This window comes from Pauljensenia sp. UMB10120, from assembly GCF_030212035.1.
GTDB classification, from domain to species: Bacteria; Actinomycetota; Actinomycetes; order Actinomycetales; family Actinomycetaceae; genus Pauljensenia; species Pauljensenia radingae_A.
In genome coordinates this window covers 324,801-344,301 of sequence record NZ_JASODH010000002.1, presented here as the reverse complement: position 1 = coordinate 344,301, position 19,501 = coordinate 324,801, and the positions used below count along the sequence as shown (strand labels likewise).

Sequence of the window (19,501 nt, the reverse complement as noted above, 5' to 3'; positions counted from 1 at the left end):
GCACAATAGAACGTGTGAAACCTCTTGATCCGCGACTACTGAAATACGCACGTTCAGCACGGGTCCACATCGTCTTCACCGCATTTCTGGGTCTGCTCACAGCAGCTCTCGTCATCGTGCAGGCCCTCCTGATCTCCCGGGCCGCCTCCCCCGTCATCGAGGGAACAGCGGATTTGCGTGACGTCATGCCGACGATTGGCCTGTTGATCGGTGTGCTGGCTGTGCGGGCGGCGACGATCGGCCTGCGTGAAACGCTGAGTCAGCGCGCCGCAGAAAAAGCAGTGCGAGAGATGCGCGGCGCAGTCCTCGACCATGTTGAAAAACTTGGACCACGTTGGCGTGCTCGTCACGGAGCGGACGTAGCCACCCTGGCCACACGCGGTCTGGCGGATCTGGAGCCCTACTTCATCAAATACCTCCCTCAGCTCATCCTCGCAATGACGGTCACCCCCCTCGCGCTGCTGACGATGCTCCTGCTTGATTTCTGGTCAGCCCTGATCGCAGCGATCGTCATCCCGCTGATTCCGGTTTTCATGATCCTCATCGGTCGATTCACGCAGGAATCATCACGGCGCAAACTTGCCTCCATGGAACGGCTCGGCTCACAATTGCTTGACCTGATGGCGGGCCTGCCCACGCTCCGAGGCCTGGGGCGCGAAAAAGGCCCGATGGCGCATATGAAGCGCCTGGGGGCGGAAAATACGCGCACCACGATGGCGACGCTGTCGGTCGCCTTCCTGTCTGGAGGCGTCCTCGAATTTCTCACTACTCTGTCCGTGGCGCTGGTTGCGGTTGAGGTAGGCATGCGACTGGTGGGCGGAACCGTATCGCTCACCGTCGGCCTGACCGTCATCATGCTGGCCCCTGAAGTATTCGAACCGCTGCGCCAAGTCGGCGCACAGTTCCACGCATCAGCAAACGGAATTGCCGCCGCGGAAGCCGCCTTCGACATTCTGGAAACGCCCGTAACCGAACACGGCGCACACCAGTCACCCGACATGAGTTCGCGCGACATCATCATCGAGGACCTGTCTGTTGCCGCCCGGCAAGTGTGGGCACCTCATAGTCTGAACGCCACGATCCAATCGGGCACGATCAACACCCTCGTCGGCCCATCCGGAGTCGGAAAAACAACGACGGTTATGGCTCTTCTGGCACTGGAACCACCTACCCGAGGGCGGATCCTCATCGCACAGCCGGATACCGGCACAGATGAACCTGTAGACCTGGCCGACATCGATCCACACTCATGGTGGACCCAGGTCACGTGGGTTCCACAATCCCCCACGTTCGTTCCCGGCACCATCCGAGACGTCATATCGCACGATGTCACTGATCAGCAGCGTGATGCCGCCAGCAAGGCAACCGGGTTCGACGCGGTGCTCGACAAACTACCCGACGGATGGGACACGCAGATCGGATACCGCGGTGTCGGCCTGTCAGTGGGTCAGCGTCAACGCCTTGCCCTCACGAATGCGCTGCTCGATCCGGCCCCTATCGTCATCCTTGATGAACCGACGGCGCACCTGGATGCAGTCAGTGAACATGTCGTGGTACGCACCCTAGAGCAGATGAAAGCGCAGGGGCGAACGGTCATCGTCATTGCGCACCGCCAGGCTGTCGTTGCGGCAGCAGACCATGTCATTACCGTCTCGGCGCAGGCAGCAACTGCTCAGGATGCCGAGGAGTACCCCATCCTCACGCAGATTGAGCAACTGGAAGACCTGAGCGTGACGCTGCCCGGATTCCTCGACGAATCGGAGGCGGTGAAATGATCCTGTTTCTGACGCAAAAAGAACGGCGCGCTGTGCGCCGCGTCATCGACCTTCTGGATGTCGATAAGAAGAACTTTATTCTGTCGGTTCTGTTAGGAGTACTCGGTTTGGGCGCTGCAATCGCCCTGTCCGCCACCTCTGCCTGGCTGATCGCGCGCGCCTCCCAACACCCGCCGGTCCTGTACTTGACGGTCGCGGCCGTCGCGGTGCGCCTGTTCGGCATTTCTCGCGCGCTGATGCGCTATCTGCAGCGCCTGGCCAGCCATCAAGTCGCCTTAACGGGAATGGACGCGCTACGGCAGAACGTCTACCGCATCCTGTCCACTACCCGCGTCGACACCGTTGCCAAGCTTCAGCGCGGCGACCTGCTGGCACGCACCGGTTCAGACGTAGATGAAGTAGGCAACCTGGTCGTCAAGTCACTGCTCCCCTCGATTGTCACCACCATCGTGGGAGTCGGGACCGTCATTGGAATCAGCCTGCTCAGCCCTGCCGCCGGGCTGATCCTGCTCCTGTGCCTGCTGGTCTCCGGCGTTATCGCGCCCGCATTGAACATGTATGCAGCCAGAGAAGCCGAGATGTCGTCGCGTCACGCGCGCACGCAGCTGTCTGAATCTGTTGTCACCGTCATGGATGGTGCCAGTGAACTGCAGATCCAGGGCCGCCTGGCTCATGTGCGCGAACGGATCGAACGCATTGAGGATTCCCTCGTCGCATCCACACGACAGGCAGCGTGGCCGGCCGGTTGGGCTGCTGCGCTGGATCGACTGGCCATGGGTGCTGCCGTCGTGGGAGCACTGCTGGTCGGCATCCCACAGACACGCTCGGGCGCGCTTGCCGCGGTGGCACTGGCGGTGATCGTACTCACACCACTGGCCGCATTTGAAGGCACCGCGGAACTTCCAGGCGCAGCCGTTCAACTTCTGCGTTCTGCCGACGCTGCAACGCGCATTGTGGATCTGCTGGGCGAGGGGGACGCGCCTCAAACTCATCCCATTGCGCACACCGGCGCCACTCCTCGAGTGGTTGCGGAAAACCTTGCGATTGGGTGGCCTGACGGACCGACCATTGCGCGTGGAATCTCGCTGGACATCACCGTGGGGTCCCATATCGCCATTGTGGGACCGTCCGGCATCGGCAAGTCGACGCTCCTGTTTACGCTCGCCGGTATGCTTCCGCCCAAGGAAGGGCGTGTCACGATTGACGGCGTGGACGCGTGGCAGGCTGATCGCGACGACGTGACCCGCCGCATCACGATGACCGCCGAAGATGCACACATTTTTGCCACGACCGTCTATGAGAACATCCGTGTTGCCAGGTCGGACGTGACCCGTGAAGAAGCCTGGCAGCTGCTGGAGACGGCTGGATTGGGACAGTGGTGTGATGCCTTGCCGGCAGGGTTGGACACGCTGATCGGCTCTGGAGGCACCACAGTTTCCGGTGGTGAGCGCCGCCGACTGCTGCTGGCCCGCGCGCTGGCTGCTCCTGCCCCGCTTGTTCTGCTGGACGAGCCTGCCGAGCATCTGGACGCGACAACCGCTGACGCCTTGATGGATACACTGCTCAGCCCGACTGACCAGGGACGCGGCATCGTGGTCGTCACGCACCGCCTGTCGGGCCTTGCCAAGGCTGACCAGGTAATCGTTCTGGAACAGGATGAGGACGGCATCGCACATGTCATGGAATCGGGCACTCACGACCAGCTCATCGCTCACGCTGGAAACTATCGGTGGGCACTGCAGCAGGAGGAACAGTGACACCACCAACACACACGAATGACACCTATGCGGACCCGTCGATCCTGCAGGCTGTACTGGACCTGACGGCTTCACTGGAACTGGATCCGATTCTGACAACTTTCGTCGATCAGTCGTGCCTGCTCACTGGCGCCAGGTGGGGCGGCGTGGCCGTGCTGGACACGTGGGGACGTACCGCGCGGCTGGTCGGTCACGGAGCCAGAGCCCAGGAACTTCACACGCAGCCCCTGATCGAAACGCTCACGGCGCATATCCCGCCCCATGAGCCGTTGGTCATACCTGACCTGCTCAACCCGAACGTCGATTTCGAACTTCCCGCCCAACCAGCCGACGCTGGGTCCTCCTCACCGATTGACAACTTCCTGGGAATCTCCCTCAACGTGCACGAACAGGTGTTCGGGCGCCTGTTCCTGACAGGGCGCGTCGGCGGTTTTACCGACGAGGACGTCGCAACGGTGAGCGCGCTGGCACGCGCAGCCGGACTGGCAATCGAAAACGCTGAACGATTCGCACACTCACGTAACCGCGAACGCTGGATCTCAGCCTCACAACGCCTGACAACAGCAATGCTGGAAGGAACCGACGAGGAAGAAGCCCTCGAACTCATTGCGCACACCGTGCGCGACGTGTCCCACGCGGATACCGCAATCATTGTGCTGCCCTCCGTGGGCGACACGTATGCGGCGGAGATCACCGACGGCTACGACGCGGATCGATTGCTGGGACTGACCTTCCCGAAAGAAGGCCGCACCATGTCCGTGCTGAGGGAAGGCACCGGCATGATGGTTGATTCAATGGAGCACGCACAGATCATGCGCGTCCCGGAATTCACGAAATTCGGCCCCGCGCTGTACGCGCCCCTGAAGGCTCGTGGCGAAACGTCTGGTGTCTTGATCCTGCTGCGCAAACCCGGACGCCAGGAATTCGCCCAGTCAGACCTGCCGCTGGCTGAATCCCTCGCATCCCAGGCCACCCTGGCATTGGAGCTGGCATCGGCGCGCCACATTCAAGACGTGGAAACCCTGCTCGATGAACGCTCACGTATCAGCCGGGACCTGCACGACTTCGCGATCCAGCAGCTGTTCGCGGCGGGGATGAGCCTGGACGCGGCCCGCTCAAAAGTCAGGGAAGAAGAGGCATCGACCGACGAGGTGTCGTCGATTCTGGATCAAGCACTGGCCTCGGTGGATGAAGCCGTGCGCCAGATCCGTGCCATCGTCCACGGCCTGCGCGAGCCCGACCAGAATGTCGGTCTGGTCGAGCGCGTCCGTCAGGAATCTTCCCTGTCACGCTCCTTCCTCGGATTCGCGCCCTCCCTCGTCATTTCACTGGACGGCACGGCGATTAACGAGGACGAAGAAGCAGAAGACGCGATGGTGAGCGCCATCGAAAACATGCTGTCCGATGATGTGGGTGATGATGTGGTGGCTGTCGTGCGTGAAGGACTGTCCAATATTGCGCGGCATGCGCACGCAACGGCGGGGCGCGTCATTTTGGAAGTGACGTCCCCATCCGATGACACTGCTGGAGAAGTGTGCGTGCGTGTGGCTGACGACGGACGCGGAATCGACCCGCACCGCACACGCAATTCCGGCCTGTCCAATATGCGTGAGCGCGCCCGACGTCACGCCGGCAGTTTCGTGTTCGGCGCAGGTATCGACGGCGCAGGTGCAGAAATTATCTGGCGCGCGGAAATCGACCCGGAATAGGTCAGTTACGCCAGGCCGCCGCTCGCTGGCCCGCCACCCAGGCTGCCACCTGCGTGCGACGCTGCAGACCCATCTTCGACAGCAACGACGTAATGTGGTTCTTCACCGTCTTTTCAGCCACACCGAGCTTCTCCCCGATCTCACGGTTCGACAGGCCATCGCCGATCAGCTCGAGCACATTGCGCTCAGAAGGTGTCAGGTCAGCTGTAGGGTCATCGTGATCAGCGCGGCGACGCGTCACAGTGCGCTCATCGAGCAGGACACGCCCTTCTGAAACGGCGCGGATCACGTCAGTGATTTCAGCTCCACGCACTGTCTTCAACACGTAGGCGCGTGCCCCTTTTTCAAGGGACTCAGCCAGTGCCTCGTCATCATCGAACGAGGTCAGTACGATCGGGCGGATTTCAGGATGGTCAGTGCCCAGACGGTCCATAATGTCGATGCCGGTGCCATCCGGCAGCTGCAAGTCCACCAGGATAACATCCGGGCGAACCAGATCGGCGCGGCGCAACGCGTCGGCCACGGTGCCCGCTTCTGCAACCACTTCCAGGCCATCGGCCCGGTCGACGATTTCAGCAATTCCTCGACGCACAATCTCATGATCATCGACGATCATGACGCGAACATCTGGACGTTCAGGATTTTCGTTACTCATCACATGTCCCATCATAGTGTGCCTGGCGGCGCGATCATTCCATGGGGTAATCCGGGTCAAGCCGCGCGATCGCAGCTCGAGCCGCCGCATTTTCAGCGTGCTTCTTCGACGTGCCTTCCGCTGTTGCCAGCGCCGACTTCTCATAGCCCACCTCACCGAAAGCAACGGTGGCGGTGAAGCTGCGCTCATGATCCGGGCCGGTGCTGGTGACCTGGTAGACGGGCTGCTCGTGACCGTGGTCGCGCGCATATTCGCTCAGCGTTGTCTTCCAGTCCTGCATCTGTCCGCGCACAACAGCGCGATCCAGCAGGTCAGCAAGCTGGTGGAGCACGATCTGACGAGTCTTCTCAAACCCGTGTGTCAGAAACGTTGCCCCGATCAGCGCTTCGAGCGCGTCGGAGAGGATAGAGTCCTTGTCACGTCCACCGTGAATATCTTCGCCCCTGCCCAGGTACAGGAAATCACCCAGGTGGATGCGCCGCGCGACGTATGCCAGAGGCTCCTGCGATACGGTGGCCGCACGCATGCGCGACAGGTCTGCTTCGCTGTGGTCAGGGTGATCCTCGAACAGGCGGGCTGCCACCACGATGGACAGGACAGAATCGCCCAGAAATTCCAGGCGTTCATTATGCGCAATCCCGCCGGCCTCATAGGCGAAAGACCGGTGAATCAGCGCGCGGTGCAGCAGCGAGGGGTCAACCTCAATCCCCCAGTTGCGTTCCAGCTCAGCCGTATCCACATTGACAGGTTCAGGAAGTTTCGAATGCTTAGCCACGATCCTGCCCGTCCTGTACGTTCAGATCATCCAGCAGCTGCGCAAGGGAAGCCATCCGAGGGTCAATAACCTCATGGTGATGATCCTCAGGCAGATCATCCAGACGCTCACCGCAATGCGGGCACAGCCCCTGACAGTCCGGACCGCACAGTGGCTGCGGATCAATCAGCGGCACGATTGCGTCACGCAGCATCGGTTCCAGATCCAGCATGTCGTGCGCACTGATGACAAGGGCGTCCTCGTCACCTTCCGGCTGCTGATCGTAATAGACGACGCTTTCGTCCACGTCCGCTTCCTGCACAATGTCATCCAGGCAGCGCACGCATTGACCCTCCAGGTCACACTGGCAGCGTGCGCGCACCAGGACTCCCTCGTCAATGGACGTGATGTCCACGGTGACGGGGACGAGCGCGCCTTCACGAATCGCCATCATCGGGGTGCCGATACCTGCGGGCACGTGCCACTGCAGCTCATAACTGCGGGTCGTTCCAACGCGGCGCGGCACGTCGCGCAGTGACACGGTCAGTGAGGATGCCGCTACCGGTTCGCGTTTACTCATCGTCAAGGGAGATATCCGTCTTTTCCTGGCTGGCGCGCTCCAGAATGGTGCGCTGACCGGCCTGCGCACGTCGATGCAGATCCGACAGCACGTCGGACAGCTCGCCCAGGGACTTCACAACGTAGCGGTCGGCACCTTCGCGCAGTTTGCGCGCATCGTTCTTCGCTTCACCGACCAGTTGGCGTGCACGATCTTCCGCCATCTGGGAGATTCGGTCACTCGCGATGAGGCGTTCAGCCTGAGCATTCGCATCACTGAGCGTGTTTTCAGCGTCGGAGCGGGCCTGATTGGCAACATGTTCAGCCTGTTCCTGCGCGTGGGCCACGGTGCGTTGTGCCTTGTCCTGCGCCTCAGCGATCATGTGCTCGGCCTGCTCACGCGCCTCATCAGTGAGGGTTCGTGCCTGCGTGCGGGCCTCCGTCAGCGTCATTTCAGCGGCCGAGTCAGCCCGGCCCAGCACGGCGTCGGCGTCAGCGACGAGGGCGTCTGCTGCAACCAGGTCTTCAGGCAGCGCGGCTCGGGCCTGTTCAATCAGATCAAGGATCTCAGCGCGATTGACCATCACGGATGCTGAAAGTGGAACCGAACGAGCCTCTTCAACCAGTGCTTCGATCTGTTCGAGCGCCGCGATCACCGTCGATGGGCCATACACTTCCGAGCTGTCACTCGGCTCGTCAGAAGGGACGTTCTCGTCGTAAGCCATTGTGTCCTCCGCCTGTTGCCTCATGAGTGTCTATGAGTCTTATTGTCCGTCAACATCGGCACAATTGCCGGTGGAACATACCGAGAAGCGTCCATTTGCCACGCCAACAGTTCGCGCACGATGCTGGAGGAAACGAGTGCCAGCTCCGGCGCGGTGGGGAGGAACAATGTTTCCACCTCACCGTGAGTGCGGTTCACCCACGCCTGGACCTCTTCCCACTGCATGTCGGCAGCGTTTCGGATTCCCTTGACGATCACGCGTGCCTGGTGGGAGCGGCAAAAATCAATCGCCGTGCCGTCCATTTTCTTCACACTGATGCGGCCGGCGATGGCGGGGTCCAGATCGGCACACGCTGCCTGCGCCATGCGGATACGCGCCGCAGAATCGAACATCGTGGTTTTCGCCAAGTTGATCCCCACCGCCACGATGATGCGGTCCGCGAAGCGTGCAGCGCGTTCGATGATGTCGACATGGCCGCAGGTGATGGGGTCGAAGGATCCCGGGATCACTGCGATGAGTGGCTGGCGTTGCGTCATGACTCCACCCTATCGGCACGGCCAATGAACCACGCGGCAGTCTCACCCCAGTGACGGTGATCTTCGCACACCAGGCCATCCGGCAGGTCTGGCGCCTGTGAGCGGGTTGATCGCTCCACAATGACGAGGGCGTCTGGCGACAGGTGCGCCGCGAGTCCGGCCAGCACGGCCGCGAGCGCATTTTGTGCCAAATCATAGGGAGGGTCCACGAACACCAGGTCAACCGGGCTGCTCACGCGGCCTGACTGCACAAACGCCAGCGCGTCGAGGGTGTGGATGCGCGTGCGATCTTCATAGCCCATCATCGCTGCGTTCGTACTCATGGCGCGGGCAGCCTGACGTGAACTGTCCACCATGTCAGCCCGGGCTGCTCCGCGTGAGAGGGCCTCGAAGGCCAGCGCTCCCGACCCTGCGTACAGGTCCAGCACCGCTACCCCATCGCACATATTCATGGCATCCAGGCGTGAGAACAGTGCTTCGCGCACGCGTTCCGATGTGGGCCGCGTTCCGCGTGCAGGCACCTTCAGTACGCGCCCTTTTGCCTTTCCGGCCACAATCCGTGTCATGGGACCTACTCTACTGGTTCGCAGCGTGGACATACATCGCGGCCACTGGCCCTCGTGCCACCATAATTTCGGTGAGCATCGGACACGACGTGGCATATGCGGGGCGCCTGTGCGTGGCGGCCGCGATTGTTGTGCCCGGATCAATGCTGGTCATCGCCATGTCGGCCTACGTGCTGGTTCTGGTTGTCATGTTCGCCGCGAAGGAGAGGCGATGAATACGATGTATCTGATTGCGATCCTTGCGGTAGCCGGTCTTGTCACCGTGTTGCTGCGCGCCGTGCCGTTCGCGTTGCTCGCCCCGATCCGCGAATCTCGCCTCATCAAATGGCTGGGCAGGCGCATGACTGTGGGCATCATGGCCATCTTGAGCGTCTACACGATGATGGATGTTGCGTGGAGCGACCTGCAGGCAACAATGCCGACACTGGTCGCCCTCGTCGTGACGGTCGGACTGCACCTGTGGAAACACAACCTCATGATTTCGATTCTCAACGGAACAGTCGTGTGTATCGCACTGTCAGCAGTGGTCGGCTAGGAACGCTCCATCCACGCGACCTGTGAGGACAGTCGCGCTCTGATGACTCGTTCAAGTTCGCTGTGATCGGCCAGTGAGGGGTCTGCGCTGATGGTGCGTCGCGCAGCGTCACGCGCCTGCTCGATAATGTCGCCATCTCGTGCGACCGACAGGAAACGCAGTCCCGAGGTGCGCCCTGACTGTTGGGCGCCGACCACGTCGCCTTCTCGACGTAGCGTCAGATCCACGCGCGCCAGTTCGAATCCGTCTGTCGTGCGCGCGAAGGCCTCGAGCCGTTCGCGGGCTGGTGCCGACAGGTCGTGGCGGTGTACCGCCATGCACACGCTGTCTGAATCCGAGCGTCCGACACGGCCGCGCAACTGGTGCAGCTGTGAGAGGCCAAATTGCTGGGCGTCAATGATGACCATCATGGTCGCTTCGGGCACATCCACTCCCACTTCGATCACTGTGGTGGACACGAGGACAGGGGCGCGACCCGCAATGAAGTCATCCATGATGCGGGTCTTGTCAGCACTGCCGATTCGTCCGTGCAGTTCCTCGATCCCGATACCCTGCAACGCTGTCTGGGTGCGCAGTGCGGCCGCCACCGCGTGGACGGATGCGAGCGGTGGACGGTGGTCAGCTGCATCCGTGTCTTCGACGTCGTCTCCCTCGTCAATACGTGGACAGACGACGAAAATGCGGCCGCCCTGGTCAATCTCTTCGCGGGCGCGTTCCCATAGACGCTGCATCCACGCCGCGTTGGCCACATCGACTAAGAATGTGCTGACGGGGCGACGCCCCGGTGGAAGCTCATTGATGCACGTCTGGTCCAGGTCACCAAACACGGTCATCGCGACAGTTCGCGGAATGGGCGTGGCGGTCATGACCAGTTGGTGCGGGATCGTCAGCGTGGCAGCGGTGGCCGCGCCGCGCAGGTGGTCACGCTGGGCAACACCGAAACGATGCTGCTCGTCGATGACAACCAGGCCCAGGTGCGCGAATGTGACGCTATCTTGCAGCAACGTGTGTGTACCGACCACGATCATGGGCTGGCCGTCAGCAAGGTCGCGTTCCAGAGTGCGGCGCTCGGCGCGCGGAGTGGAAGCTGTGAGCAGTTCGATGCGTGGCGCGTGGGTGGTCATCCGCGCGATCAGGGCATGCAGGGACTGGTAGTGCTGCTCAGCGAGGACCTCGGTGGGTACCAGCATCGCCGCCTGGAATCCTGAATCCATAACCTGGCACATGGCCAGTGCCGATACCACCGTCTTACCGGATCCCACGTCGCCTTGCAGGAGGCGCTGCATGGGGCGTTCGCGCATGAGGTCACGTGAAATGGCCTCCACCGCTGCTTCCTGGGAGCCCGTCAAGTCGAAAGGCAGGGAGTCGCGTAAAGCCTGGACGGCACCGTCATCGCCTCGCGGACACACCGGCGCCCTTTCCATGTCACTACCGCGTCTGACGCAGGCCAGCCCAGCCTGCAGTGTGAATGCTTCACGCCACGCCATGTGCGCGCGGGCAGTTTTCCAGTCCTCGCGGCTGTCCGGCTCGTGCAGTGCGCGCAACGTGGTGACCAGATCAGGCAGACCAGCTTCACGGCGAATCGTTTCCGGGACGGGGTCAGCCAGGTCGCCCTCGTGCATGGACTGAAGCAGAAAAGACACAGCGCGCTCAATGGTCCACGAATTGAGCGAGGCAGTGGCCGGGTAAATGGGGATGAGTCGCTGGCTGCGTTCAACGATCTCCGGAATCGTGGCGTCCTGCGCGCCTTCAAACTGCGGATTTGTCAGCTGAACCTTCCCCTTGTAGGAACCGACCTTGCCGGCAAACAGCATGCGCGCACCAGGTTCGAGCAGTCGTTCGTGGGGCGCGAGGCGATAGCGCGTGGAAGCGAAGAACGTGGCGGTGATCGTCTCGGACCCATCGGTCAGTTCAACCACGAAGCGTACCCCTTTGCGCGTGCGGTTGGGCATCATCTGGGCACTGAGCACTTCAGCGAGGATCGTCACCGTGTCCCCTTCGTGCAGCGAACTGATCGGTGTGAGCGAGCCCCACTGGTCGAGCCTGCGTGGCCCGTACGTGAGCAGGTCAGCCACCGAGATCAGATCGTGTGCGGCAAGTTTTCGCGCCGTCGAGGCGGGCAGACGCAGCGCAAGGGGGACGTCGAGGGAGGTGGAAAACCCGTTCATACGGTCAGTCCCTGAATAATGCTGGGGCCTGCCTGCCCGCCGTCAATTACTTCGAGCTCATTGATGTCAGGTGCCAGCATCTGACGAACCGTTGCCGTCAGGTTCGGACCGTCGGCAGCTCCGATCAACAGACGCACGCGTCTGGGGGCGCGCGCCTTGACTTCCCGCACGGCAAGAGGAAGTTGCTCATCCGCATCATAGGTAATGGCCAGGGCGAAGCTGGCTGCAGCTGCGCGCGCTGCTGACTGAGTCAGCATGGTCTGCATGACAGGTGCGACGGTGGGTCCGCCTGGCTGTGGGACGAAGGCGCTGGCGCACGCTCGGGTGCATTCCAGCGCTGTCAGGTCGTCCTCGCACGGGGCGACAATGACTGTGTGGGGCGATACATCACGAATACGTTCGGCACGTGCGCGGCTGGCACTGTCGCAGGCGGCAATGAGCGACACTCCTGTTGACGAATGCGCGAGGGCGCAAGTGATGGCCTCAATGTCCTGGTCACTCGGGTCGAGCAGTGTCAGTGCTCCTGCCTGTGCGAGGTCTTCGACAAGGCCGGGTGCATGAGTCATCGCTATAACTGTGGCGCGTTCGATGCGCTGGTGGGTGCGGCGTTCGAGGAGCTGAGCGCCGCGATGCGTCACACCGTCACTGAGCGTGTCCACGCCGATGAGTTCGTCGGGTCGGCCGTCACGGACCATAAACCGGGTGACGGTGCCGTGGGGTGGTCGAACTGCCAATGGCGCCGATGTGTCGATGCGGAAACGCCAGGTGCCATAGGCAAACAAATCGGTGGCTCCCACTGCCGCCCACCGAGCTTCCAGTGCATCAAGATAGTCGCCTGCATTCGTGGCATCGTCAGTACTGCCTGCCACAATCATGTCCACATTGAAGGCGTCGCGCGGGCGGACAGCGGTCGAAACCAGGCGCGAATGTGAATGAGCCAGGTCGCTCATCATACGTGCCAGTGAGTCCAGGATGGCTGGATCGTTACGCATGGTGCAGTCCAGTGATGCGGCGATGACGATCAGGGCTGCTGCACCTGCGTCGATATAGTCATCAGTGGCGTTGATCAACCCATACTGCAATTGGCTGGAATACAGGGAGACGAGGTCGCTCTGATCAGGAACCGTTGCTCCCAGAACCTCGAGTTCGCTGGTTGCCTCATCAAACATTGCAGCAAGGGCAGGTGCGACATTCACGTGGGCGTCGGGCGCATCCCAGGGGGCGGATGTGAGCATCCGTCGCACGATGATCGGATTGAGATCTGCGCCGGATTCTTGTCGCAGGGCGTGTGCCCAGGCACTCCATAGAGCGGTAATGAGCAATCCGACGTGTCCGTGCCCTGTGCGGATCCCCTCGCTGACCAACGTGTCGAGGTAATCAGCCAGAGGCATGTCCGGGTCAGTTGGGGCGAGGCGGCTCATGGATTCCACTGTCAGAAGCGCGTTGGTGCCCGTGTCGCAGTCGTGGGAGTTCCATCCATCGAGGTCATCCAGGAAGGGACGCAATTTGGCCAGTTCCGTGGCGGCTGTTGTCAGCGTGAGTGCCAGCGTGTGTGCTGAGAGTTCACCGGTCACGGATAGGCCTTTCGCTATGAGTAGTCACGGGTGATCCTATCGTCTCACTTTTGGTCGCCCGCGCGCAGATGTGGTGGAACTGACACAGGCAATGTGGTTCAAAGAGTTGGAGAATAGGCCTGTCATCAGCTACCATTTTGTGGTTGCTCGTGGTGGATTCGCACCACATCGACTGTCTCATTTGGGACGATAACTGACTACTTAGAGGAGATCATCGTGGCTTCCGTATGCGACGTTTGCGGCAAGGGACCGGGCTTCGGTAAGAGTGTCTCGCACTCCCACAAGCGCACGAATCGCCGCTGGAACCCGAATATCCAGCGCGTTCGTACCTTGGTTGACGGCACACCCAAGCGACTGAATGTGTGCACGAAGTGCCTGAAGTCTGAACGAGTGGCGCGTCACACCCGCTGATACGCTGCTTTCTGATTCGCCGTCTACAGTGTAGGCGGCGAATTTTTTGCGCCTGCGGCAGGAACCGGGCGCATCTGAAAAGTGGAGATGGTCTCCGATCTGACCGAAGTCAGTTCGGAGACCATCTTCATTTCAGTGATCGATTCAGCGACTCACTTTCACTGCTGAGGTGAGGAGTCTTGCGGCGGATACGGCGGTTCTGCCTGGTTATCGGCTGATCCTGACGGGTCCTGAGCCGGAGGCTGGTACCCCTGATTCGGGTACTGCGAACCGAATTCCTGCTGGTAAGGTGCGGCCGCCCCTTGCGGGTACTGGTTGTACTGCGCCGAGTTTTGGGGGCCTTGAGGAGCGTTCATGCCCTGTTGCATCCCATTTCCGTACCCGTACTGCTGCTGAGGAGCAGCTTGAACCGGAGCAGGCTGCTGACGCCAGGCTTGCGCCGTCTTCTTTCCAGCGAGCAACGGCAGCAGTGGAGTGTCGACCAATGCTTCGGGAAGAATCTCGGCCAGCAGTGAGGCGAGGAAGAGTCCAAGGATGGCGACCGTGAACGGCGTCCACCATGACATGCCGAGAGAAGCACTCTCACCGAACATATGCATCGTAACGTTGGAAAGCCACAGGCCAACAATGAGCCACGCCAGAAGGCCGATGACTGGCATCTGCCAGATCCTGGCCCACTGAATCGAGCCGGTGCGCGTGCGTCGAGCCCCGATGTGGATCGCCATTGCGATGATGGCGACGATGGCGAGGATGAAACCGATGACCGCGGCGATGGGGTGGAAATTCCAGATCATGGCAGTGCCACTGCCACCGTAGGATCCACCCGAACCGAACATGTCCATCATTGAGCCACCCACCGAGAATCCACCGAAGAAGCACATGCCTGTAATCCAGATGATGATGTTGGCCAACAGCGGCAGAACCAGCGTGACGGACACGCCATCTGTCTTGGCAAAAAACACGATCCCGAGAATCAGAGCGAAGGGAGCGAAGATGGCGAAGAGCACCGCATGTGCCTGAACGAATTCGCGAGCACCAGTAAGCAGCTCAGCAACAAACTTATTGTCTTTCCAGCTGGCAGGAAGAAATTTACGAGTAAAGAAAAGCGTGATCCCAACGAAGAATGTCACGTTCAGGAAGATGTGGAAGAAACCGGGTCCCATTGACAGGCTGCCGAGGTTGTCAAAGGACAGGTCACCGCCGTCGAGCGGTGCGACAAGCCGCAGCCTCCAAAAACCGAACAGGATCGAGGTAACGAGGCCAATAGCCAGAGCTTCCAGTACCGTGCGGACCAGGTGGGCAACAAGGTTAGTGTCATCGCGCTGGACTTTGAAGAATCGTTTGAGCACGACCCAGATCAGCGTGCAGATGACAGCCCAGGCGAGGATGAACAGCACTGAGAGTGTTCCTCCGGCTATTGTGAAGCCCATAGCCTGAGCACCTGCAAAGATGTAGCCTCCCAGCACAACACCGGCGAATACGAGGGGCGAGGGGCCCGACAGTATGGAGTCATCTGAGCCGGCCGCGCCGCCCATCGCCGATCCCAGAGGCATGAGGAACAGGCCAAAGATGAATGAGACGACGACGAGCACCCCCAGCACGGCGCCGAGGGCAGCAAGGCCGCGCCCATTGGCAAATCCTGCCTTGAGCTCGCCCATAAATGCTGGCGGGAGCACTGGTTTTGCTGGTTGCGCAGGCTGCTGCGCGTATGGCTGGCCCGGCTGCTGGTACTGCGGCTGTTGCATGGGCTGTGGAGCATAGGGCTGGCCCGACTGCGGTGCAGGCTGCTGAGCGTATGGCTGGCTCTGTTGCTGAGGAGCGGGCTGAGCATAAGGCTGCTGATACTGCGGTTGCTGCGGCGGAACCGGTTGCTGGTACTGCGGCTGTTGCATGGGCTGTTGAGCATATTGCTGGCCCTGAGGCTGAACGTATGGCTGCTGAGCGTAGGGCTGGCTCTGTTGCTGAGGAGCGGGCTGAGCATAAGGCTGCTGGTACTGCGGTTGCTGCGGCGGAACCGGTTGCTGGTACTGCGGCTGTTGCATGGGCTGTTGAGCATATTGCTGGCCCTGCTGCACCTGCGACTGGTCAGCAACTGGTTGCTGAAACTGCGGCTGCTGCGCAGGTTGCTCCGGCTGACTGAGTGGCTGTTCTTCGGCGGCTTCCGGCTCGGTCACAGGCTCACTTGGTTGCGATCCCTGGACTGGAGCGTCCTGGTTGCTGTCATGAACGTTTTCGTTGCTCATGAAGTCCCCTCACTAGCGTATTGACAGGTTACACGTAGCCCTAGTGTATCGGTTTAACTATTGTCTTGACGGAAATGGTCGAAGCCACCACTCAGCCGCTGCCCATCAAGACGAATCCCAGGTTGATCTCCCGGGCTCACTGCTCCGACCACGCCAATTGCCCTGAACGGTGAGGGCAACACAACCTGAGGCGGGAAAGTAGCCAACATCGGATGATCCTCACCGCCGAAAAGGACCCACTCCATAGCGTGATGTCCGCATGCCTGTGCAGCAGCATCCAGCGCCTCGACGTCATCGGCCAGCAGGGACGAATCAATTTCGAGCATCACCTCCGACGCGCGTGCCATCCTGCCTCCGTCACGCACCAGCCCGTCGGACACATCCATCATGGCGTGGGCATAGTGGCGAGCGGCAATCGGACCGGCTTCCAGCGGAGGCTCGGGCGCACGGTAAATCCTCACCGCTTCAGCGAAATCTCCCAGCAGGATATCGTCATGAAGTGAGGGGTCAACGATGCGGCGTGACAGCAATTCCAGGCCTGCGCCGGAACGCCCTAACGTACCCGCTATCGCTACGATGTCACCGGGTCGTGCACCTGAACGCAGGACGGGAGGCCCATCGACCCACCCGTGTGCGGTGACTGAAATGATCAGTTCCTCTCCCCCGGTCAGGTCGCCGCCGACCACGCCTGCGCCCGCTTCACGGGCACGCTGACCGAAGGCCTGCACCATGTCCACAAGCCAGTCAACGTCGTAGTCACCACGCAGAACAAGGGACACCACAAGCGCGCTAGTGCGCCCACCCATCGCAGCGATGTCTGCCAGATTCTGGGCCGCAGCCCGCGCACCTATTTCAGCGCCGGTGGACCAGGCTTTCAGAAAGTGACTCTCTCCGACCAATGTATCGGTGGTCACCAGGAATGAGGGTTCAGGGCAGGAGATCAGCGCGCAGTCATCACCTGAACCGACGATGGTGCGCTCACCCTGGGGAAGAACATTGACAAAACGGGCGATCAGGTCGCCTTCATCACAGTCTCGGACCTTCATGCTGTCAGTGTACGTGAGCGTGCTGACGCATACAGACACATTGCTGCCGCCGAGGCCACATTCAAAGATTCAGCTTTCCCTGCCATCGGGATGCGCACCAGATGGTCGCACTGACGCATTTCATCGGGTGACAGGCCTCGCGCTTCATTGCCGAAAACCCATGCGTGTGTGCGGGAAAGGAGCGGCGAGTCGCCCTCGTCAATGTCGAGAAGGCTGACAGATCCGTGGCCTCCGGACGTCCCAAGGACGAGTGCACCCCAGGTGCGAGCGCGCTCGATCGCCGCATCGAAAGTCAGGCCTGACATGATCGGCAGGTGGAACACTGATCCCGCTGTTGAGCGGATCACTTTCGGGCTGCGAACGTCAGCGGTGCCCACCGTGGTCAGGACGCACTGCGCACCCATCGCATCGGCCGTGCGGATCAGCGTACCGACGTTGCCGGGGTCTTGGATGCGCGCAAGGATCACTGCCAGTCCGTCAACGCTCGGCATCTGCGTAACAATCGCGTCGCGTCGAGCGACCGCGATGACGCCCTGACAGTCAGGGGACATCGCGTGAGCAACCTCGTCGGTGACGCGGTGAACCCACCGCGTGGCCTGGCGGGCCTGCTCCAAGATTTCTGGCTGGGATTCCTCGACTCGTTCGGTGACGTAGACGTCGGTGACGCACTCGGGGCGCCATGTCACCAGTTCGAGGACTGCTCCTGGGCCTTCAACCAGGAGGAGTCCGGTGCGTGATTGTGCTGAGCGCCCGCCGAGTGAACGGACTGTTCGCACGCGGTCGGCACGCGGGTTGTCCATCACAGGCGGGCGCTCAGGATGAAAATTGTGAGTCAATCAGGATGCCTTGGGGGCGTTGACGTCTTCGGGCAGCGCTTCACGGGCAGTCTTCACAATTGCTGCGAAGGCGTTTGCGTCGTTGACTGCCAGGTCGGCCAGCATGCGGCGATCGATTTCGATGCCGGCAAGGTTCAGACCCTGAATGAGGCGGTTGTACGTCATGCCGTTTGCGCGTGCGGCAGCGTTGATGCGCTGGATCCACAGGCGACGGAAGTCACCCTTGCGGCGCTTACGGTCACGGTAGCTGTATACGAAAGAGTGAGTGACCTGCTCTTTTGCCTTACGGTACAGGCGTGAGCGCTGCCCACGGTATCCGGATGCGCGATCAAGTGTGGTGCGACGCTTCTTGCGGGCGTTGACAGACCTTTTCACACGTGCCATGTTGTTATCTCCTTACCTACAAGTCTTCGCTATCACTTACCCAGCAGGGTACGAACTCGCTTCGCATCTGCAGGTGCCAGCACCTGGTCACGGGAGAGGCGGCGAGTACGGCGTGAAGACTTGTGCTCGAGCAGGTGACGCTTACCAGCACGTTCACGCATGATTTTGCCGGAACCGGTCACGCGGAAGCGCTTCTTGGTTCCTGAGTGCGTCTTGTTCTTTCCTTTTGACATAGTGTCGTTTCCTAACCTTCAACACCTCTTGGCACTGGTGCCAAGAAAGTAGCTACTGTTCCGCGCTTTCAGCGTTCCTGGCGCTGCGAGCTTGCTCCTTGCTGGAACGTTCTGCCTGCTTGTCACGGCGGGCTTCGCGCTCAGCCTTGCGGCGGCGGCGTTGTTCGCTCATTGCTTCTGACTTGCGTCGCGTTGGGGCGAGCACCATCGTCATATTGCGGCCATCCTGACGTGGGACGGATTCGACCGTCGCCATGTCACCGACCTCTTCTGCCAGACGTTCCAGCAAACGAACTCCCGCTTCGGGGCGAGACTGCTCGCGTCCGCGGAACATGATCATGACCTTGACTTTGTCTCCCTGGTTCAGGAAACGCTCCACGTGGTTCTTCTTCACGTTGAAGTCGTGGTCATCAATCTTCAGGCGGAAACGGATCTCTTTGAGCTGGGTGTTTGCCTGGTTGCGTCGCGCGTCGCGCGCTTTCTGTGCGGCTTCGTACTTGTACTTGCCGTAGTCCATCAATTTGGCTACTGGAGGTTTCGCGTTGGGTGCCACTTCAACGAGGTCGAGGCCTGCTTCGTCTGCCAGACGCAATGCGTCTTCGACGCGCACGACTCCGACTTGTTCTCCCGATGGGCCGACAAGACGTACTTCGTTTACTTTGATGCGCTCATTGATCCGAGGCTCGCTGATGGGTGGCTCCTTCCATGGTGGTGCATCACGAAAAAATCTCCGTGCGCAACGCAACGGAGACTGACACCACGTGGCCACAGCGATACTGCATGCAGCATCGGCTCAAGCCAGGAACCCGATCCCCTGAGGCGGGAATCAAGGTGGGAGTATCTCCGCTTACGTCCCGGGTACGGTACCCGGACAATCGACAGCTACTGTATCACTGCCGTCGAAGACAAATCCAGCGAGATTAGGCAGGATCGTCATGGGGTGCCTCACACTGCCAGATGTGGAAGGCCCCGCGTGCAACATCTGGTCACACACAGGGCCTTCGTCACCGAGATGCGGTGGTATGCGAATCACCCG

Annotated in this window: 21 protein-coding genes; 7 read left to right on the top strand and 14 right to left on the bottom strand. The window is 60.9% G+C overall.

Annotation, left to right across the window (positions count from 1 at the left end; genetic code table 11):
- The first annotated feature begins 14 nt into the window (after nucleotides 1-14).
- From cydD to QP093_RS03385, 3 genes are read left to right on the top strand one after another with little or no spacing between them, the layout of a single operon-like run.
- Nucleotides 15-1,775 carry a thiol reductant ABC exporter subunit CydD gene (gene cydD, locus QP093_RS03395; RefSeq protein ID WP_285014686.1) on the top strand — a complete coding sequence of 587 codons (1,761 nt, stop codon included), beginning with the start codon at nucleotides 15-17 and terminating at the stop codon, nucleotides 1,773-1,775.
- A complete protein-coding gene (cydC, locus tag QP093_RS03390) occupies nucleotides 1,772-3,532 on the top strand; it encodes a thiol reductant ABC exporter subunit CydC (RefSeq protein ID WP_285014685.1) in 1,761 nt (586 codons plus the stop codon). The genes cydD and cydC overlap by 4 nt, the downstream gene beginning before the upstream one ends.
- Complete coding sequence (locus QP093_RS03385) at nucleotides 3,529-5,241, top strand: sensor histidine kinase (protein WP_285014683.1); 1,713 nt, start codon at nucleotides 3,529-3,531, stop codon at nucleotides 5,239-5,241. Before cydC ends, QP093_RS03385 begins: the two co-directional genes overlap by 4 nt.
- Nucleotide 5,242: 1 nt before the next feature.
- Here QP093_RS03385 and QP093_RS03380 read toward each other — a convergent pair whose 3' ends face one another.
- From QP093_RS03380 to rsmD, 6 genes are all read right to left on the bottom strand, one after another.
- Nucleotides 5,243-5,857 carry a response regulator gene (locus QP093_RS03380; RefSeq protein WP_058236871.1) on the bottom strand — a complete coding sequence of 205 codons (615 nt, stop codon included), beginning with the start codon at nucleotides 5,855-5,857 and terminating at the stop codon, nucleotides 5,243-5,245.
- Between the two features lie 73 nt (nucleotides 5,858-5,930).
- On the bottom strand, nucleotides 5,931-6,671 hold the full coding sequence (gene rnc, locus QP093_RS03375) for a ribonuclease III (RefSeq protein WP_480295782.1): 741 nt from the start codon (nucleotides 6,669-6,671) through the stop codon (nucleotides 5,931-5,933).
- Nucleotides 6,664-7,230 (bottom strand): YceD family protein, encoded by a 567-nt coding sequence (locus QP093_RS03370; RefSeq protein WP_058236496.1) that lies wholly within the window; start codon nucleotides 7,228-7,230, stop codon nucleotides 6,664-6,666. Before QP093_RS03370 ends, rnc begins: the two co-directional genes overlap by 8 nt.
- Entirely contained in the window at nucleotides 7,223-7,933 is a 711-nt protein-coding gene (locus QP093_RS03365) for a hypothetical protein (RefSeq protein WP_058236495.1), read from the bottom strand. The genes QP093_RS03370 and QP093_RS03365 overlap by 8 nt, the downstream gene beginning before the upstream one ends.
- Nucleotides 7,934-7,953: 20 nt before the next feature.
- A complete protein-coding gene (gene coaD, locus QP093_RS03360; protein ID WP_285014680.1) occupies nucleotides 7,954-8,469 on the bottom strand; it encodes a pantetheine-phosphate adenylyltransferase in 516 nt (171 codons plus the stop codon).
- Nucleotides 8,466-9,035, bottom strand: a complete 570-nt coding sequence (rsmD, locus tag QP093_RS03355; protein WP_285014678.1) for a 16S rRNA (guanine(966)-N(2))-methyltransferase RsmD — start codon at nucleotides 9,033-9,035, stop codon at nucleotides 8,466-8,468. Before rsmD ends, coaD begins: the two co-directional genes overlap by 4 nt.
- 71 nt (nucleotides 9,036-9,106) lie before the next feature.
- On the opposite strand from rsmD, the gene QP093_RS03350 reads away from it, so the two are divergent.
- Both QP093_RS03350 and QP093_RS03345 read left to right on the top strand, forming a co-directional pair.
- Nucleotides 9,107-9,250 carry a hypothetical protein gene (locus QP093_RS03350; protein WP_157843501.1) on the top strand — a complete coding sequence of 48 codons (144 nt, stop codon included), beginning with the start codon at nucleotides 9,107-9,109 and terminating at the stop codon, nucleotides 9,248-9,250.
- Complete coding sequence (locus QP093_RS03345; protein ID WP_285014675.1) at nucleotides 9,247-9,570, top strand: branched-chain amino acid transporter permease; 324 nt, start codon at nucleotides 9,247-9,249, stop codon at nucleotides 9,568-9,570. The genes QP093_RS03350 and QP093_RS03345 overlap by 4 nt, the downstream gene beginning before the upstream one ends.
- Here QP093_RS03345 and QP093_RS03340 read toward each other — a convergent pair.
- Together QP093_RS03340 and QP093_RS03335 are read right to left on the bottom strand one after the other, a co-directional pair.
- Nucleotides 9,567-11,738 carry an ATP-dependent DNA helicase RecG gene (locus QP093_RS03340; RefSeq protein WP_285014673.1) on the bottom strand — a complete coding sequence of 724 codons (2,172 nt, stop codon included), beginning with the start codon at nucleotides 11,736-11,738 and terminating at the stop codon, nucleotides 9,567-9,569. The two genes, QP093_RS03345 and QP093_RS03340, sit on opposite strands and share 4 nt — an antisense overlap.
- The gene (locus QP093_RS03335) at nucleotides 11,735-13,312 is read right to left on the bottom strand and encodes a hypothetical protein (protein ID WP_285014672.1); all 1,578 of its coding nucleotides are present in this window, start codon (nucleotides 13,310-13,312) and stop codon (nucleotides 11,735-11,737) included. The genes QP093_RS03340 and QP093_RS03335 overlap by 4 nt, the downstream gene beginning before the upstream one ends.
- A gap of 216 nt (nucleotides 13,313-13,528) precedes the next feature.
- Here QP093_RS03335 and rpmB point away from each other — a divergent pair, with 216 nt between their 5' ends.
- Nucleotides 13,529-13,723 carry a 50S ribosomal protein L28 gene (rpmB, locus tag QP093_RS03330; protein ID WP_058236488.1) on the top strand — a complete coding sequence of 65 codons (195 nt, stop codon included), beginning with the start codon at nucleotides 13,529-13,531 and terminating at the stop codon, nucleotides 13,721-13,723.
- 158 nt (nucleotides 13,724-13,881) lie between these two features.
- On the opposite strand, the gene QP093_RS03325 is transcribed toward rpmB, so the two are convergent.
- Nucleotides 13,882-15,381: a proline-rich domain-containing protein gene (locus QP093_RS03325; protein WP_285014669.1), complete on the bottom strand. Its 1,500-nt coding sequence runs from the start codon at nucleotides 15,379-15,381 to the stop codon at nucleotides 13,882-13,884.
- A gap of 2 nt (nucleotides 15,382-15,383) precedes the next feature.
- Between QP093_RS03325 and QP093_RS03320 the strand changes: the two genes are divergently transcribed.
- Entirely contained in the window at nucleotides 15,384-15,863 is a 480-nt protein-coding gene (locus QP093_RS03320; RefSeq protein WP_285014667.1) for a hypothetical protein, read from the top strand.
- A 156-nt stretch (nucleotides 15,864-16,019) separates the two neighbouring features.
- Here QP093_RS03320 and thiL read toward each other — a convergent pair whose 3' ends face one another.
- Genes thiL through infC form a run of 5 tightly spaced genes read right to left on the bottom strand, consistent with a single transcriptional unit; the run spans nucleotide 16,020 to nucleotide 19,234 of the window.
- The gene (gene thiL, locus QP093_RS03315) at nucleotides 16,020-17,012 is read right to left on the bottom strand and encodes a thiamine-phosphate kinase (protein WP_285014665.1); all 993 of its coding nucleotides are present in this window, start codon (nucleotides 17,010-17,012) and stop codon (nucleotides 16,020-16,022) included.
- Nucleotides 17,009-17,848: a TrmH family RNA methyltransferase gene (locus QP093_RS03310; protein ID WP_285014663.1), complete on the bottom strand. Its 840-nt coding sequence runs from the start codon at nucleotides 17,846-17,848 to the stop codon at nucleotides 17,009-17,011. Before QP093_RS03310 ends, thiL begins: the two co-directional genes overlap by 4 nt.
- Nucleotides 17,849-18,232, bottom strand: coding sequence for a 50S ribosomal protein L20 (gene rplT / locus QP093_RS03305; protein WP_058236484.1), 384 nt, complete (start codon nucleotides 18,230-18,232; stop codon nucleotides 17,849-17,851).
- Between the two features lie 32 nt (nucleotides 18,233-18,264).
- Entirely contained in the window at nucleotides 18,265-18,465 is a 201-nt protein-coding gene (gene rpmI, locus QP093_RS03300; protein WP_058236483.1) for a 50S ribosomal protein L35, read from the bottom strand.
- Between the two features lie 52 nt (nucleotides 18,466-18,517).
- The gene (gene infC, locus QP093_RS03295; protein WP_227469198.1) at nucleotides 18,518-19,234 is read right to left on the bottom strand and encodes a translation initiation factor IF-3; all 717 of its coding nucleotides are present in this window, start codon (nucleotides 19,232-19,234) and stop codon (nucleotides 18,518-18,520) included.
- Nucleotides 19,235-19,501: the final 267 nt, after the last annotated feature.